Annotated in this window: 16 protein-coding genes; 3 read left to right on the top strand and 13 right to left on the bottom strand. The window is 36.2% G+C overall.

Annotation, left to right across the window (positions count from 1 at the left end):
• Positions 1-5: 5 nt before the first annotated feature.
• The 8 genes from SNE38_RS15130 to SNE38_RS15095 form a co-directional block, all read right to left on the bottom strand.
• Positions 6-992: an ABC transporter permease gene (locus SNE38_RS15130; protein ID WP_191704973.1), complete on the bottom strand. Its 987-nt coding sequence runs from the start codon at positions 990-992 to the stop codon at positions 6-8.
• Positions 992-1,936, bottom strand: a complete 945-nt coding sequence (locus SNE38_RS15125) for an ABC transporter permease (RefSeq protein ID WP_191704972.1) — start codon at positions 1,934-1,936, stop codon at positions 992-994. Before SNE38_RS15125 ends, SNE38_RS15130 begins: the two co-directional genes overlap by 1 nt.
• Before the next feature lie 93 nt (positions 1,937-2,029).
• Positions 2,030-3,838: a peptide ABC transporter substrate-binding protein gene (locus SNE38_RS15120; protein WP_336046817.1), complete on the bottom strand. Its 1,809-nt coding sequence runs from the start codon at positions 3,836-3,838 to the stop codon at positions 2,030-2,032.
• A 24-nt stretch (positions 3,839-3,862) separates the two neighbouring features.
• On the bottom strand, positions 3,863-4,948 hold the full coding sequence (locus SNE38_RS15115) for a dipeptide epimerase (protein WP_191704970.1): 1,086 nt from the start codon (positions 4,946-4,948) through the stop codon (positions 3,863-3,865).
• A gap of 13 nt (positions 4,949-4,961) precedes the next feature.
• On the bottom strand, positions 4,962-5,756 hold the full coding sequence (locus tag SNE38_RS15110; RefSeq protein ID WP_191704969.1) for a M55 family metallopeptidase: 795 nt from the start codon (positions 5,754-5,756) through the stop codon (positions 4,962-4,964).
• A complete protein-coding gene (locus SNE38_RS15105; RefSeq protein WP_225223877.1) occupies positions 5,753-6,421 on the bottom strand; it encodes a M15 family metallopeptidase in 669 nt (222 codons plus the stop codon). The genes SNE38_RS15110 and SNE38_RS15105 overlap by 4 nt, the downstream gene beginning before the upstream one ends.
• Before the next feature lie 400 nt (positions 6,422-6,821).
• Positions 6,822-7,865 carry a P1 family peptidase gene (locus SNE38_RS15100; RefSeq protein ID WP_404829037.1) on the bottom strand — a complete coding sequence of 348 codons (1,044 nt, stop codon included), beginning with the start codon at positions 7,863-7,865 and terminating at the stop codon, positions 6,822-6,824.
• 157 nt (positions 7,866-8,022) lie between these two features.
• Positions 8,023-8,151, bottom strand: coding sequence for a hypothetical protein (locus SNE38_RS15095; RefSeq protein WP_263617074.1), 129 nt, complete (start codon positions 8,149-8,151; stop codon positions 8,023-8,025).
• 264 nt (positions 8,152-8,415) lie between these two features.
• On the opposite strand from SNE38_RS15095, the gene SNE38_RS15090 reads away from it, so the two are divergent.
• From SNE38_RS15090 to SNE38_RS15080, 3 genes are all read left to right on the top strand, one after another.
• Positions 8,416-8,910, top strand: coding sequence for a 23S rRNA methyltransferase (locus tag SNE38_RS15090; RefSeq protein WP_336046815.1), 495 nt, complete (start codon positions 8,416-8,418; stop codon positions 8,908-8,910).
• Between the two features lie 65 nt (positions 8,911-8,975).
• A complete protein-coding gene (locus tag SNE38_RS15085) occupies positions 8,976-9,170 on the top strand; it encodes a CsbD family protein (protein ID WP_191704965.1) in 195 nt (64 codons plus the stop codon).
• A 191-nt stretch (positions 9,171-9,361) separates the two neighbouring features.
• Positions 9,362-11,545, top strand: a complete 2,184-nt coding sequence (locus tag SNE38_RS15080; RefSeq protein WP_336046814.1) for an EAL domain-containing protein — start codon at positions 9,362-9,364, stop codon at positions 11,543-11,545.
• 23 nt (positions 11,546-11,568) lie between these two features.
• On the opposite strand, the gene SNE38_RS15075 is transcribed toward SNE38_RS15080, so the two are convergent.
• The 5 genes from SNE38_RS15075 to SNE38_RS15055 all read right to left on the bottom strand — a co-directional run bounded on the left by SNE38_RS15075 (position 11,569) and on the right by SNE38_RS15055 (position 15,808).
• Positions 11,569-12,216: an alpha/beta hydrolase gene (locus tag SNE38_RS15075; RefSeq protein ID WP_191704963.1), complete on the bottom strand. Its 648-nt coding sequence runs from the start codon at positions 12,214-12,216 to the stop codon at positions 11,569-11,571.
• 16 nt (positions 12,217-12,232) lie between these two features.
• The gene (locus SNE38_RS15070; RefSeq protein ID WP_225223876.1) at positions 12,233-12,790 is read right to left on the bottom strand and encodes a DNA helicase; all 558 of its coding nucleotides are present in this window, start codon (positions 12,788-12,790) and stop codon (positions 12,233-12,235) included.
• 212 nt (positions 12,791-13,002) lie between these two features.
• Positions 13,003-14,997: a transketolase gene (gene tkt, locus SNE38_RS15065; RefSeq protein ID WP_336046813.1), complete on the bottom strand. Its 1,995-nt coding sequence runs from the start codon at positions 14,995-14,997 to the stop codon at positions 13,003-13,005.
• Positions 14,998-15,132: 135 nt separating this feature from the next.
• Positions 15,133-15,369 (bottom strand): DUF896 domain-containing protein, encoded by a 237-nt coding sequence (locus SNE38_RS15060; RefSeq protein ID WP_191700270.1) that lies wholly within the window; start codon positions 15,367-15,369, stop codon positions 15,133-15,135.
• 217 nt (positions 15,370-15,586) lie between these two features.
• A complete protein-coding gene (locus SNE38_RS15055) occupies positions 15,587-15,808 on the bottom strand; it encodes a lactate dehydrogenase (protein ID WP_191704961.1) in 222 nt (73 codons plus the stop codon).
• Between the last annotated feature and the right edge of the window lie 225 nt (positions 15,809-16,033).

Below are 16,033 nucleotides of genomic sequence, written 5' to 3'. Positions count from 1 at the left end.
CCTCCCTATACGTGATTTTTCGGATCTGCTGCATCTGCAAATGCATTACCAATAATATAAAAAGCAATTGTAATTACACTCAGCACAATACTCGGGAAAATAAGCTGGTAACGTAAATCTGGTGACATCATCAAGACACGACCTTCGTTAATTAAATTCCCTAACGATGGCTCGCTTACCGGTAAACCTAAACCGATATAAGTTAAAAATACTTCAGCCCCAATTGCAGCTGGTACCGCTAAGCTCATACGCAGCATAATTACCGAAATTAAATAGGGAAGCAGGTTTTTAATAATAATCTTATAGCCAGGTGTTCCTAATGTTTTTGAAGCTAAATTATACTCCCGATCTCGTAGTATAACGATTTGGTTCCGTAAAAATCGCGCCATTTCAACCCAGCCGGTAATACACATTGCAATAATAATTGTCGAAATGCCCGGTCGTAAAATGTAGGCCATTAATATTAAGACAATCGTAGTCGGAATGTTGTCCACTATGTTATAAAGCTGAGTTATCGGCATTTCCAGCTTTCGAGAGTAGCCCCACAATGCCCCGACTGAAAAGCCGATGATTACTTCAATAATGGCAACCGCAAAGCCGATAAATAACGACGTTCTAGTTCCTTCCCAAATACGTGACCATAAATCTTGACCAATTGAGTTTGTACCGAATATATATTCGTCGTTCGGTGCAACATTTCGATCCTGCATTCCCGTTTCAGCATTAATATAGATTTGTGTAGGTGATTTTTGATCTGGTAAATACGGCTGAATAAATGTAAATAAAATTAAACCGATTACAAATATTAATAAAAATACCGCTATTTTATTTTTCCTAAAGGAACGGAAAGTAGATCGCCAATAGGAGTAATTTGAATACGCTGTCTCTTCTGCTTTCGCATCATCAACAGTGGCAAATTCAAATAAGTGATCATTTAATTGGTTATTCGATTTTTCCGAAATATTCTGAATTTCTTTTGTAAATAATCCCATTAGCGTACACTATCTCCTTTCCCTAGCTTAATTCGAGGATCGACAATCGCCATTAAAATGTCCCCTAAAATTAAACCGATAATTCCCAGCGAAGAGAACACTAAAACGAGCCCTTGTACCACGTTGTTATCCTGACGTTGAATCGCATCAACTAACAAACCGCCCATACCAGGTATAGAGAATAACGATTCAATATAAATCGAACCTGTGATTGTAAATAAAATTGTTGCAGGTAAATACTGTGCCATTGGTATAAAGGCATTTCGCATTACGTGACTGAACATAATTGTACGCTCTGTAACCCCTTTTGCGCGCGCCAGTTTAATATAATCCTTATTAAGCTCATCTACCATATAACGACGCATCCACATGGCATAGGAAGCAATCGGTCCCAAAGCTAAACAGAATAACGGTAATATAAAGCTCTTAGGATTGTACTCATCAAATAGCATCGGTAAATTAAACCAATCGGAAATATACATTTGTATCATTAAGAAATAGACCATTGCTGGTACGGCTACTACGAATACAATATAGCCCGTTCCGAGACGGTCAAGCCAACGCCCCTTAAACTGAGCCATAAATATACCAAGGGGCACACCGACAAGTAGAGATAATGCTACGGCTCCTAACCCAAACACAATCGAATACATCATTTTATCTTGTATAATGTCCAAGACAGGTACATCAGTACGGTATGTAACCGATTTTCCCAAATCCCCTTGAAATAGACCGATATAGAAATTTTTAAGTTGGATTAGTAAAGGGTCCCGTAAACCTAAATTTGTTAAATAAACTTCTTGTTGCTCCAGCGACATCTTTTCCGCTGCTGCTCCTAAATAGCCTTCATCCGGCATCAATCGTAACAGGGAGAAAACAATCGTAACAATAATAAATAATGTCAAAATTGATTGTCCTAAACGTTTAGCGATATACTTTATCAAACATGTCTCCTCCTTACAATAAAATAAGAAAGGAGATGCAGAAATATTCCTGTCATCTCCTAATCTTCATGCATTTAAAAAGCGCTAAATTAATTAATTAGAAGCATTTGCTAAAGCTTCAGCACGTGCTTTTTCCCATGCTTCCTTAGCAGACTTAAATTCTTCATTACTCATTGGCTTTTCTAGGATAGATTGACCTTTAAATTTCTCGGATGTTACACCAAATGGTGAATATTGTGATTCAAATGGATTTAATTTTGAAGCAACATAGCCACCGCCACCAACAGCGTATGGAATTACAAATGCTTCTTCAATTAAAAATGCTTCCGCTTTTGCAAATAGTTCATATCTAACCGCTGGATCTACTTCAGCTTTTGCAGCTGCTACCAGCTTATCGTACTGACCATTGTATCCTTCTGCCAATTCTGGTTTGTTATACGATCCACCTTCAGTAAATGGATCTGTATAAGTGGATGGATCTGCAAAGTCTGGACCCCAGTTCGCTTCAATCATAGAGAACTTACCTGGACGACGAATTTCACCTAGGAAGCCTGTTGCAGGACCTGCATAAAGCTCAACATCGATATAATCTGCACCTAATAAGTTTTCCAGCTGTTGTTCAACAACTTGTGAGCGGTTTGCCCATTCAGGCGAACCCGAGTTATACGGCAGCACAACTTTTACTGGGAATGTTGCTTTACCATTTAAAGCTGCCATAGCTGCTTCTTTATGTTGCAATGCTAAATCTTTATCAAATGAATCATTTTCAGTAATAGCTTTTAAAGGCTCTAATAATGTGTAATCAACACCTTCAACGTCTACGAAGTTTTTCGGTGTAATTGTGTTCGACAATAGATCTTGAGGGTTGTATGGCTCAATCGTTAACATCGCTGATACACGATCTAACGCATGGTATAGTGACTTACGGAAATCTTTGTTATTTACTACCACTTTCCAGTTTTCCGGTTCATACTCTGCATCATATTGTGGATCAAAGTTTAATGCATAGAAGTAAGTATAGAAGTTGTTGTTGTTTTGACGTACTAAATCCTTTTTGTCTTCGCTATTTAACCATTCATCTAAAATGGATGTCGGAATAACTGCACCATCAATTTCACCACGTAAAAATAGTTCTGGTGCTACAGTAGCTGCTTCTTTATTGTACTTATAACGAATTCTGTCGATTTTAACAGTTTCTTTATCCCAATATTTCTTATTTTTCACAAGGACACGTTCATTTTGAGGCTCAAACTTATCTAAAATATATGCGCCGTTGTATAGAATATTTTCTCGAGTTGTACCGAAAGCATCGCCTTTTTCAGCTAAAAACTCACCGCTTACAGGGAAGAAACATACGTAGTTTAACATTGATAAGAAGTATGGCGTTTGACCTTCCAACGTATATTCCACTGTCTTTTCATCGATTGCTTTTATACCAACCTGAGCGAAATCTGTCACTTCTCCGTTGTAAAATGCATCACCGTTTTTAACAACAGTTGCAATCCATGCCGTCGATGACTCATTTTTTGCATCAAGCACGTAGTTTAATCCGTCAACGAAGTCTTGAGCGACAACATCTGCCACTTCTTTCCCTTCGTGATCTACCCATTTCACATCATCGCGTAGTTTGAATGTCCAGACCGTCGCATCATCATTTGATTCCCAACTTTCAGCCAAGCCAGGTTTTACTACTCCGTACTCATCGTACTCAATTAAACCTTCAACGAGATTTGCAGATAATGCGAACTCATTAGTTTCTGCAGTTTTTAAATAGTTTAACGTTTTAATTTCGCCAGAATAAACAGTTCTATATTCTGACGTTTCACCTGAATCTGCAGAATCACCGCATGCTGCCAATAATAGAGCAAACATACTCACTACAATAAATAAATATTTTTTCATGAACTTTCCCCCAATTCTCTATTTTTATTTGGCTATAAAAGCCTCTATTAAAAACCCAATTCCCGAATCATCGCTCATTTGAATGCTTTCCCCTTCAAAGAACGGCCCTCCATCGATTGGATCCTTAACACATAAGCTCGGTCCATCTAAATCAACCATCGTTACATTTTTATTCGCTGCAGCAAAATGTGCCGCTGCACTAACACTAATTTTTGTTTCAAGCATACAGCCAATCATGCATTCCACCCCATTAGCTTCTGCAATGGAGTTAATTTGCTGGGCTTTTGAAATACCGCCAGTTTTCATAAGCTTAATATTTATTAAATCCGCTGCACGCTTTTCGATAACTTCGATTGCTTGCTTAGGCGAAAATACACTTTCGTCTGCTAAAATATTTGTATATGTTTGACTCGTTACGTATTGCATGCCGGAAATATTACTATAATGAACAGGTTGTTCAACCAACTCAATATCAGCTCCACGATCTTCCAGCTGTCCTATAATTTTCACAGCTTCTTTCGGTGTCCATCCTTGGTTCGCATCAACACGTAAAACGACGCCTGGTCCGACAGCGTTTCGAATAGCTAATATACTGTTTACATCACTATGTGGATTTTTTCCTACTTTAACTTTTAGAATAGAAAACCCGCGTTTAACTGCTGCTATACTGTCCTTCACCATTTCTTCTTCGTCATTTACACTGATTGTAATATCAGTCGTAATCTTGCTCCGATATCCACCGAGCAATTTATAGAGTGGAGCATCGTATTTTTTGGCCCATAAGTCATAAAGAGCAATTTCGACCGCTGCCTTTGCACTTGTATTTTGATACATACATTTATCGATTCGTTCACAAAGCAGGGCAATTTCATCAATTTCTATTCCAATAATGACCGGTGCAATGACCTCTTCAATTGCATAGCGAATTGATTGAAGCGATTCTCCTGTAATAACGTGTGTAGGCGCCGCTTCCCCAATCCCAATATATCCATTGTCAGTATAAATAGTTACGAAGATATTTTGTATATTATTTACAGTGCGCAATGCTGTTTTAAAAGGTGTAATAAGTGGTGCTTCAACTAAACCAACGTCTACTTTTTTAATTTTCATAAAACCACCCACCTTAAGTTAAAAACTGCAGCAGTCGAAGTACCTCAAAGTAATCTGTCGTTTCAAACTGCACGGTATTGTGCGCTTTAAATTTAGCCCCGGGATAAAATGAGTTTCGATATGCTTTTATATGGTCTTTATAAATAATCTCTACATTAAATTGTTTGGGCAGTTCGATTTGAAGCTTACTGCGTTCTATTTTCATTGCTTCTTCAATCAGTCTTTTCGTTTCTTTTAATGTAGTTTGTGGGCTAACACTGATTGTTGCATGACCGATTCCTTCTTTTGTTGCAAACGTTATGATTTCGTCATTATGGCGGGAGATGTGCTCTGTTAATGCTTTATCGCCACTAACGAATGCTACAGGCACGCCATGCAGTGCAGCTGCGTATGTATTAATTAGAAACTCACTTGCATATTCGCCATTGATTTTGACATCTGCCAGCAGGCTTAACGTATGGGCAAGCGGGTTTTTTTCACTCCCCCCCTCACTGTGGTAACCGATAAAGATTGCGCGATCAAAGCTTTCATCCAATCCAGCAACCATACACATTGGCTCTTGTGTCCAACCACGAATAATTTTAACGTTCTCCGGTAAGTTTTCGATTAAAATATTACGCCCAGAATCATGAGCATCTTTCAGTAATATTTCTGAAGCCCCACCGGCAAATGCGCCCTCTATCGCAGCAAGCACTTCTTTTGTCATTTGTTGCTGAAATTGTACATAGTCAGAAGTATTTAGTTCGGTTTCACTCCATACGGTCGTTCCTGTAATTCCCTCAATATCTGCACTTATATATACTTTCATCTGAATTTATACTCCTTTAGTTCATTCTGTTCAATTGTGGCGATAATTGGACCATACAAGCATTGGTCTTTATTTGATTTCCGCGCCCATGCTCTATTTCCATAATCATAATGCCACCACTCTGCTTCGTAATTTTGAAATCCTGCTTGTGTCATGCAATGAAACAAGATACGCCGATTGATATGCGCTGCTTCATTTTCCGAACGATGCTTTTCAAAATAGGCGGTAGCCGATTTTTCCTCCGTCGCATCAAATGCTGTACCTAAATCCAACGGATATCCCCGCTCGTCGCCTAACGTTAAATCAATTGCTCCTCCTGTTAAATGTGGCGATGGAGAACTGTTTTCTATGCTTGGAAATGCAACATACTTTAACGTCTCGTATTCGATTTGTTCAATTGTCCATTGCGGAAATTTTAATCGTATTTTATTTTTAATATCGTTATATAAAAACGACTGAACTTGCAGCGGGCGAAACCCATCGTACAAAATAAAGCTCATCGTTTCCGGTATTAGCTGAAGTGCTTTTATTAATTTACTTGCAGCTTCCTGCCGCAAATATATTTTATTAAGACTATTTGGGATACCTTCAAAAAAATATTGTGGCTTGAGATATAATTTATTTACTATTGGCTTTATTTCCACTAAAGGATCCCCGTTTTCCATTAAAGCAGGAATCTTTTCCGCTGTTGCGTTTATGGATATGGGAAAAGAATAATTTTTTATAGTGATGAATACCTCCTACCTATTCGAACATCAAAATAATTTTCTAACATAATTTTAATGTGTTTGAAAAACAAAAGTGACTTACATTATTAATATGTCTAAAAATTTTGATTTTTCAATCTTTTAAGTATAAATTTAAAATATCACATATATTTCGATTGTGGAAGTTTTTTTCTTGTAAATTTGCTATTAGTTTAATATCAATGTAATGACCCTCTGTAATGTTACATTTTTTGTAAAATTTATTATATTTTTATATGAAAAAAGTCTTTCACAGAATAATAATGTAAAAGACAAGCCATTGTAGAAGGTTTCCACTTAGAAAATTGTATTTGATTATTTAAAAGAGTAGTTTTTGTACTATATGATTATGTCTGCCAGTTGTTGTTTCTGCCTGTGACAATGAATTAATAATCGCTTCTTCTGTCGCTTCGGCTGCTGCCATAAATAAAGAGTTCATTACTTCTTGGTCGTCACGCAATTGCTGGCGTATTTCCAAAGTATCATCGTAATGATGCTGAATTTTTCTAGCTGTTGTAAATCCGATTACGATATCCCCACTTCCATTTGAGAAATGGCTACCAGTGCGTCCTAATCCAATACCGCAACGTTTAATCACACGTTTTAACTGACGGCTGCTAAGCGGAGCATCTGTTGCAAGTATTATAATAATCGAACCATCAGTCGGACTCATAGTCGATTCACTGTTATTTGAAGTAGTAATGTAGCGTTCCTTTAGCAATTCATTTGCCTTTCCAAAATTACTTAATACGAGGCAACCGACTATATATTGTTCTCCATCATTATCATTTACGACACGTGATGAAGTGCCAATGCCCCCTTTATGACCAAAGCACATCATTCCTTTGCCCGCCCCGATTGCCCCCTCTTCGGCATGATTGTTGTTCGAGGCCTTATGAATCGCCTCTATGGCATGCTCAGGTTTTACAGGAAAATGTCGAATCGAATTTAAATAGCTATCATTACATTCACCAACTACTACATTCACCGTACCGGTCGTTATTCCAATTTCTTCATTTTGCTCAAGCAAATATTGGAGCGTGCCCTGTGTAACATTTGCAACGCCAAAAGTATTTGTAAGCATAATTGGGGATTCAATTAAGCCTAGCTCTTCCACTTGAATTAGACCGGTCGTTTTTCCATATCCATTTAAAACATAGCTTGCTGCCGTTACTTTTTCCCGATATAAATTTCCTGTATGCGGTAAAACTGCCGTTACTCCCGTACATGCTGCATCACCAGAATCATTTATTGGATAATCCAGTGTAACATGACCAACCTTTACCCCTTCGACGTCCGTAATGCAATTTTTGTCTCCTGTATGTAATTGTCCAATCTTAATGCCCATATCGCGTACTTTCATAATCATAGCTCCTTTGTTTAGGGGGTTTTATAAATCTATCGTAATAGTAATTCCCAAAAAAGGACAGCAAAAATGAAAACACACCCCTCAATTTTAACTGAGGAGTGTATTACTAATTCAAAATGTTATACATCTGATCAAACTTCTTTAATTGAAATTATAATTCAAGAATCCCTCTCGTCCAACGATCTACAAAAGTCTCAAATGTAATGCCGTACCGGTTATACACTTCATGATATACAAAATAACTACCAAGCTTTTCAAGTAACTCATCATCGATTCGCATCTCCAACACTCACTTTCCACTTTTTTCACGACTCTCTATTCCATATACTATCCACTTATAAACTATTGTGACCCAACATCGAACATCGTATACATGAACAGATACAGCAAGATGAAAAATTAATAACATTTTTAATGGAAAATCGCTTTCTTCATTTTGAATTCCAATCTGTTACAAACATTTCACATTCTACTACTAAATTCATGCGTTTCCTTTTGCACATTTTAGTAAAATGATAGTAATGACAACATTGGAGGGACTCTAATGAGAAGTTCTATATTATTTTTAATTACGGCAATTTTGTTAGCAGGTTGCGGAGAAACGATTGGTGATGTTAAAAAGGCAGCAGCTGGTATTAACTCCAAGGCTAATGAAGCGGCAACCGCCATTTCTACCGATGTACATTCCATTCGTTCGGTCGAAATTGAGTTCGACAATGAAACTTTTACAATTAACGATTTATTTAAAACTATATTACGCGATGTGCAGTGGTATTATGACGAAAATGAGGACGAGCAACAATTAAAAATAACTGGTACATGGCAGGATAATGGACTTTTTGCAGAGGGGAATTTTTTAGAAGCCGAGAAGCAACAATTGATTGAAAATAGTAAAATTGAGGTCGTTCTGTATTTCCATAAAGGGGTGCTAGAGGAGAAAAAAACAACTGTCAGCATGAATCAAAATGGACAAACAATTATTGATCAAAAAGGCAGTGAATCCCTTCACCACTTTTACAAGGTCTACACGATGAATTGAAATTTTGTTTATTCTTTCCTGTTAAGGGAAATAGACATATGTAAATACTTTTAGGAGGTTATACTATGTCAAATGGATTTTCAGATAAAGTAAAAGGTACTGGGAACAAACTAAAAGGGGAAGTAAAAGAGTCAGTCGGTCGAAATACAAACGACCCATCCCTGCAAGCTGAAGGAAAACGTGATCAAGTAAAAGGTAAAGCACAAGAAAAAATTGGCGATGTTAAGAAAAACATCTCCGACAGAATGGACAATAGATAATAAAATACAAATCCCCAAAACTAGTAATCTATCGTTACTAGTTTTTTTTGTTAAAAATTCTTTAGTTTATTTCTAACAGCAAATAAGACTCAACCAAAAAGAACTTTTTATATATTATAATAATCCACTTCCTATTTATAGGGAATTTGTTATACTTTAGTAAATCTTATAATTAAAAAGGGGCAGTAACTATGACAATTGATCAATCTATACCCCTATCAAAAGATCGATTATTTAATTGGTTAAAAACCTTAAGTAACCAACTTTCGAAAGGTACGCTTATCATTGATATTAACGATGAGAATCTATCAATTCTACATGCAAACCCTTATTTTTTTAAATTAACTTCTTTTGAAAATGAACAAATCATTAATCAAAACATCAGCATTTTAAACGGAAAACGTACTAGTAAAAAGTCGATTGAAGCATTAAATTTACATTTAAAATCCGGCTCCCCTAAAAAATTAACGATTTTACATTACAATAAAGAAGGTTCTGCCTTTTGGAATTCTATTACATTGCATCCTATTAGGAATAATGAAAATATAATTCAATATATATTATTGACCTGCGAAGATACAACAGAAGAAACGTTAAATAAAATGATTTATAAATTGGAGCACGAAGTATATCAAGCGATCGATCATGAAAGTAATTTACAGTCAATATTGAATTTGATTTCGGAAAAAATTGAACTCTTTTATATTCGGGATGTCTATTGTACGATTCATTTATATAATGAAAACTATGATATTAAATCTATCGGTTCCTATACATTACCAGTACACGTAATTAATAAACTTGCCTTTTTTGAAATCAAATCAAATTCCAACTTCAATAAGAGCGCTATATACTTAAAAGATTTTACTGACACCCCACTATATAACGATATTTCAGAAAATTATGAATTAGGAACGATTCAAGGTTCCTGGACAAAGTTGATTTTGACGCCACAAAATGAAATAAGCGGTATCTTAACATTATTTAATCAAGACAGTACCGAATTAAAGCAAATTGATATCAATTATTTAAATCGATTAACGCTACTTATTCAGCTTGCCATTAAATATGCGGAACAAAAAATTCAACTGCGTCATTTAGCCTTTTATGATGTAGAGACTAATTTACCGAATTTACATTATTTTAAGACGCAATTTTCAAAATGGTTAAATACAGGGGATTCAGGTTTTGCTGCAATTATCCACCCTGCCGAATTTAACAAAATTGTGGATTTATATGGGCGTAGTGCAGGTGCTGACCTACTAAGTCAAATGGCCAATCGATTGAGCGAGTATTTAGCTGTAGATGATGTTCTCATTTCACGATTTTCTAATTCCATCGTTCTTGGAGTAAAAGGAGAAAGTGATAGTTTTACCTCTTATTATCAACAGATTGAGTTACTTACACTTATTCCCTATTTAATTGATGATAAAGAAACCTATATCACTATAAAGATCGGCTATACAAATTTCGACCAATCCTTAACAGTAGATCAAATTATACATCAGTCGGATATTGCCTTATCTAAAGCTCGTAACAGAAGCGGAAATAGTTTTGAAGCATATGAAGAAAACAGTACAAAGCAACTGATAGAGGAAATGGAGATTTTCAATCAATTGGCATACGCGCTCCATCACGAAGAATTTTTAGTATATTTACAGCCGAAAATAAATTTTACAACACTTGAGGTGGAAGGATTCGAGGCATTATCCCGGTGGAATTCAAGCAGACTCGGTTTTATTTCACCGATTAAATATATTCCAATAGCTGAACAAACCGGGAAAATAAAAGATATTGATTTGCTGAATTTTAAACATATTTTGAGTTGGCTACAAAATCGTTTGAATAAAGGGAAAAAAATATTACCTGTATCTCTTAATATTTCACCGGATCATTTTTACGACCCTCTATTTTTAGAAAATATTAGGAATATTTTTAATCAATTTAATATTCCTCCACAATATATTAAACTTGAGGTAACAGAAAGCATTGAATTAGTGGATTTGAGTAGAGCAAAGGAAATTTTAAATCAATTAAATGCACTTGGAATTGAATGTTCCATTGATGATTTTGGTGTAGGTTTTTCTTCCTTAAGCTACTTACCTCAATTGCCTTTTTCTGAAATAAAAATTGACCGTAGCTTTGTTAGCTCAATGAATGAACCCGGCATGTATGCGATTGTACAAACCATTATCCTACTTGCAAAAAATATTAAAATGCGAGCGATTGCTGAAGGTATTGAAACTAAGGAACAACTGGTAATGCTTCAGCAACTCGGCTGCCCTGCTGGCCAGGGATACTATTTCTACAAACCGATGTCGATTAACGATGCCGAACAATTATTGGACATAGAAAAAACAGCTGACGAGAAATAATTTCCATCCCCGTCAGCTGTTTTTTAGTTTAAATTATTTGGTAGATCCTCTGATAAAAATGCGATTAAATCCTGTAAGTTTTGCTCACTTACACCATGGCCTACCGGATATGATTTAAATGTAACATTCGTGCCATAATCATTGAAGAAACGCACTGCATGCTCCGCCCATTCAAATGGGTAATCGTAGTCATATTCACCATGGGAAATGAAAATTTTAGAATGATTCATCGTTTTTTTACTATACTCAAGTGCAGCAAACTCCGGCAAATAGCCACTTAACGCTGCTGTCCCACGAATAGCATCCCCCATAACCATTGCAAGGGATTGTGCCAATGCTGCGCCTTGATTAAAACCAACCACATAAATTTGTTGTTCATCTAAATTGTATTCTCGAACGGCTTCATTAATAAATGCTTCAATTCCCTTTAATACCTTATCAAAAATGGCGCGATTTGGTTTACCTTCCTCTTCGAAAGTATAGAAGGCATAGCCAGGTCGATGTTTAATAGGTCCTTGCAAACTAAAAATATGGCACTGTGTTGAAAATGAATTAACTAATTGTAATAAATCATTTTCATCACTTCCTAAACCGTGTAATAAAAAGATTGCAGGTTTTTTCTCTGCATTCATTACAGGGGCTTTGTGTAAAAAAGTAAATGGTGTATTCATTTTGTTGTATCTCCTTTTAAGAAAGCGTCATTTTATTGACGATTTGGTCGGTAAAATAAGCAACATAACCGTCCATCGTTTTTAACGTTTCGTCAATATTACCTTGTGCTAAAATTGTCGCTTTATTTGCACAGACTAATGTTAAAAAATCAACACGTAATGCATGCTCTACTGATGCATATGCATAATCATAAATTACATCTTCATCTTCTACTTTTAAAGTTTCATATTGCTGGTGGAAGGCTTTCGTATAATCATCCATCTTTTCCGCAACACTGTTACGAATTTGCATTTGATGTACCATTAATTCGTTTTCAATATATGATACAGTCGGTAATTCGCCTCCATTAAATGTAGAACGAACAAGTTCTGTCCACGCCATTTTATTTTCAACGAAGTAGGCCATATTTAACATTAGACGGTCATAAAAGTCTATTGTTGAAGTGGAAGATTCTCGTTTATCATTAATATTTTGTTGAATCATTGTTTGAAATTTTTGAGGATCTGCTTTACTGGATAATAAAAATAGTGCTTTTTCTACATATGTAGCAATGTCCTTTTGTACGGCTGTCATAATTATTCACTTCCTTATTCTGTTACTTCGTTTTCCAATTACTATCGTACCATTCCTCCAACAATATCGCACGTTTTCAAATACATTTCAACAGGGAGTTTGCATGGAAAATAAGCTATTAAATTGAATGCACTCTAAATAAGTGGGCATGAATACGAAATAAGTAAAAAATGCCACTTGCCCTAGTAGACAAGTGACATTTAAACTTTGAATTAAAGTGCTTTTACTTTAGCAACAACGTTTTCTACAGTGAAGCCATATTCTTTTATAACAATTTTTTCTGGAGCTGATGCACCGAATTTATCAATTGCAAGAACGTCACCTTCAAAGCCAACATATTTATGCCAACCGAATGAAGCACCCATCTCAATTGCTAAACGTTTTGTAACAGCTTTTGGCAATACCGATTCCTTGTATTCCTTAGATTGCTTTTCAAAGCGGTCCATAGACGGCATTGATACAACAGATGCATCAATTCCTTCTTCGAGTAGCGCTTTTTTCGCCTCTACAGCCAAGCCTACTTCAGAACCCGTTGCAATTAAAATAGCATCCGGTGTTTCTTTTATTGAAGCTGCAACCACATAGGCTCCTTTTTCAACACCATCATATACAGCATCTTTCGCTACGTCTAATACCGGTAAGTTTTGGCGGGATAATACTAATACAGTTGGAATTGACTTGCTTTCTACAGCCAATTTCCATGCCGCAACAGATTCATTAGCATCTGCCGGTCGAATTACCGAAAGATTCGGCATTGCACGTAATGATGCTAAATGTTCGACTGGCTCATGTGTCGGACCATCTTCACCTACTGCAATTGAGTCATGTGTAAACACATATGTTACAGGTAGGCCCATTAATGCGGATAAACGAATCGCTGGACGAACATAATCAGAGAATACAAAGAAAGTTCCGCCAAATACATTTAATCCGCCATGTAATGCCATACCATTCATTGCAGCACCCATTGCAAATTCACGAACACCAAACCAAATATTTCGACCTTCTGGAGTATCAGCGAAGAAGTCACCTGCGCCTTTAATAGTTGTTTTGTTTGAACCTGCCAAGTCAGCAGAACCACCAAAGAATGACGGAGTTGTTTTTGCAATAGCATTGATTGCATCACCAGAAGATGAACGTGTTGCTACTGCAGTGCCAGCTTCGTACACTGGTAACTCAGAAGCATAGTGTTCTGGTAATTTATTTTCCATTGCGTTCACAAATTGTGCAGCCAACTCAGGATATTCGTTTTTATAGTTCTCGAATAATTCATTCCATGTTGCTTCGGCCTGTACACCTTGTACTTCGCTTGCTGTTTTAAATGTTTCGTACACTTCATTAGGAACGAAGAATGATTCGTGTTCCCATGCGTATGCAGCTTTCGTTAAAGCTACTTCATCAAATCCAAGTGGTGCACCATGGCAATCTGCTTTACCTGATTTATTTGGAGAACCAAAACCAATCACTGTCTTAACTTCGATAATAGTTGGTCCACCAGTATTTTGTTTCGCTTTTTCTATTGCTGTATTAATTTCAACAATATCTGTGCCATCTTGAACTTTTAAATAATTCCAACCGTAAGATTCAAAACGTTTTTGGATGTTTTCTGAGAATGACTTTTCAAGATCACCATCAAGTGAAATATCATTTGAATCGTATAGCACAATCAGCTTATCCAATTTCAAGTGTCCTGCTAGTGAAATCGCTTCTGCAGCAACACCTTCCATTAAATCACCATCGCCACATAGCGCAAATGTATAGTGGTCTACGATATCTAAACCTGGCTTATTGTATGTTGCAGCTAAATGACGCTCAGCCATTGCCATACCTACTGACATCGCAATACCTTGCCCTAAAGGACCTGTAGTAGCTTCTACACCTACAGTATGGCCATATTCTGGATGCCCTGGAGTTTTTGAATTCCACTGACGGAAATTTTTAATTTCTTCCATCTCTAAACCATATCCACCTAAGTGCAATAAACTATATAAAAGCATTGAGCCATGTCCAGCTGATAATACAAAGCGGTCACGATTGTACCAATTTGGATTTTGTGGGTTATGACGTAATTGCTTCGTCCATAAAGTATAAGCCATTGGAGCTGCACCCATAGGTAAACCTGGGTGGCCTGAGTTCGCCTTCTCTATTGCGTCGATTGATAATGTACGGATTGCGCTAATTGCTAACTGATCCATCTGTTGTGTCATTATGTGACATCCTTTCTCGTACGATAATTCTACATCCTATAGTTTAGACAAATTCCCCTAAGAAAACAATCATTTCTAAAGAGTTTATTAATTTATGTCATACTTTATAAGAAATGTGTCATATTATTAAACATTCTAATTTAGAAAGTTTTTTTGCGATTTTATTTGTTTTAGTTTTTCAGGCGTTACATCATTGCCTTCTTCATCAATAACTTTCATATGCTCTATCGTATCCCGCATAGTCGATCGGAATGTGTCTAAATATTCCTTGCGAAGTGCCGTACGTTCCTTTGCTAGTTCTTCCGTTAACTTTCCTTCTTTTGCTAATTTTGAAAGCTCATTAATCCGAGCTAATTTTTCTTTTGATAACATCTCAATCTCACCTTTCTTCGTACCAATAATACAAAGGTATAAAAAAAAGACTGGAAGGGCAAGTAAAAACGCTTTGTGATAAGCCCCCAATATCTTAAAAACATTGAAATAGGAAGGTTTTTGTAAAGTAGCACTCTTAACTTTTGCAATTCAATGCATTAAAATATGGGCATCTTTTTATTCCCCAATCTTCCATATAAAAAAAGCCACTCCTTAATTAAGTGGCTTCGTCTAAAATAAATGCAAATTTTTCGATATTTTCATCTGCCTCAATAGGAATACCAAATACAATAACAGCTTCATTAATGATTTCAACTCCAGTAAGCTTATTTGTCATCCTTTCGTAAACCTTGGGATTCATTTTAATTTTCTTTACGTGCTTACCTTGTGAATATAGATAATCCAAATCTCGATGAATTTGTTCTAATAGAATGTCCAAATATTCTCCTCCTTTCCCGTTTAATAATTTCTGATTTATATTATTCCACAAAACTAACGAAAAATATTTCATAATAGGAAAAAGCCATGTTCGAATGACATGGCTTCAGACTGTAGACAAACTCGAAGAAATTCGAGTTTGCCTACAGTCTTTTTTGTTTTAAAATAAAGTTAACTGATGAAAACCGTTGATTTCCATTCCAGGGGACGCGTTTCGCGGGCGGGT

This window comes from Solibacillus ferritrahens, assembly GCF_037027585.1.
Classification (GTDB): domain Bacteria; phylum Bacillota; class Bacilli; order Bacillales_A; family Planococcaceae; genus Solibacillus; species Solibacillus ferritrahens.
The sequence above is the reverse complement of the archived record's forward strand: the minus strand, read 5'-3'. Positions and strand labels throughout refer to the sequence as shown.

Excerpts from the sequence above, each read along its gene's own strand:
- SNE38_RS15130 (WP_191704973.1), bottom strand. The coding sequence starts at position 992 with ATGGGATTATTTACAAAAGAAATTCAGAATATTTCGGAAAAATCGAAT.
- SNE38_RS15120 (WP_336046817.1), bottom strand. The coding sequence starts at position 3,838 with ATGAAAAAATATTTATTTATTGTAGTGAGTATGTTTGCTCTATTATTG.
- SNE38_RS15115 (WP_191704970.1), bottom strand. The coding sequence starts at position 4,948 with ATGAAAATTAAAAAAGTAGACGTTGGTTTAGTTGAAGCACCACTTATT.
- SNE38_RS15110 (WP_191704969.1), bottom strand. The coding sequence starts at position 5,756 with ATGAAAGTATATATAAGTGCAGATATTGAGGGAATTACAGGAACGACC.
- SNE38_RS15105 (WP_225223877.1), bottom strand. The coding sequence starts at position 6,421 with ATGGAAAACGGGGATCCTTTAGTGGAAATAAAGCCAATAGTAAATAAA.
- SNE38_RS15100 (WP_404829037.1), bottom strand. The coding sequence starts at position 7,865 with ATGAAAGTACGCGATATGGGCATTAAGATTGGACAATTACATACAGGA.
- SNE38_RS15095 (WP_263617074.1), bottom strand. The coding sequence starts at position 8,151 with ATGCGAATCGATGATGAGTTACTTGAAAAGCTTGGTAGTTATTTTGTA.
- SNE38_RS15090 (WP_336046815.1), top strand. The coding sequence starts at position 8,416 with ATGAGAAGTTCTATATTATTTTTAATTACGGCAATTTTGTTAGCAGGT.
- SNE38_RS15085 (WP_191704965.1), top strand. The coding sequence starts at position 8,976 with ATGTCAAATGGATTTTCAGATAAAGTAAAAGGTACTGGGAACAAACTA.
- SNE38_RS15080 (WP_336046814.1), top strand. The coding sequence starts at position 9,362 with ATGACAATTGATCAATCTATACCCCTATCAAAAGATCGATTATTTAAT.
- SNE38_RS15075 (WP_191704963.1), bottom strand. The coding sequence starts at position 12,216 with ATGAATACACCATTTACTTTTTTACACAAAGCCCCTGTAATGAATGCA.
- SNE38_RS15070 (WP_225223876.1), bottom strand. The coding sequence starts at position 12,790 with ATGACAGCCGTACAAAAGGACATTGCTACATATGTAGAAAAAGCACTA.
- tkt (WP_336046813.1), bottom strand. The coding sequence starts at position 14,997 with ATGACACAACAGATGGATCAGTTAGCAATTAGCGCAATCCGTACATTA.
- SNE38_RS15060 (WP_191700270.1), bottom strand. The coding sequence starts at position 15,369 with ATGTTATCAAAAGAAAAATTAGCTCGGATTAATGAGCTTTCAAAATTA.